A 276-nucleotide genomic window follows, 5' to 3' on the forward strand; every position below is an offset into this window, starting at 1 on the left:
GTTCAAGGCGCTGGCGCTGGCGCGGCTCGCCGCGATCCAGAATGGCCCGTCGACCACCACGCGTAACCTCAACGCCGGCGTTGATCCGGCGACCTTCACCGATGAGGCCACCCAGCTCACCGAGGACCAGATCGGCCTCGACAAGGGCCAGCGCCGCGACGTGCAGCGCCGCCTCTCCGGCCTCGGCTTCGACACCAAGGTCACGGGCGTGTTCAACGACGAGACCCGCGCGGTGCTCAAGCGCTGGCAGGCCGCCCGCGGCTATCCGTCGACGGG

General features: G+C 70.7%; 1 protein-coding gene. It reads left to right on the top strand.

Going from position 1 to position 276, the window contains the following annotated elements:
* Positions 1-276 (top strand): peptidoglycan-binding protein (locus C1X29_RS29865; protein WP_146023300.1); only part of this gene is annotated, 276 nt, incomplete at both ends.

This window comes from Pseudomonas sp. GW456-12-10-14-LB2 (genome assembly GCF_002884345.1).
Taxonomy (GTDB): Bacteria; Pseudomonadota; Gammaproteobacteria; order Pseudomonadales; family Pseudomonadaceae; genus Aquipseudomonas; species Aquipseudomonas paraglycinae.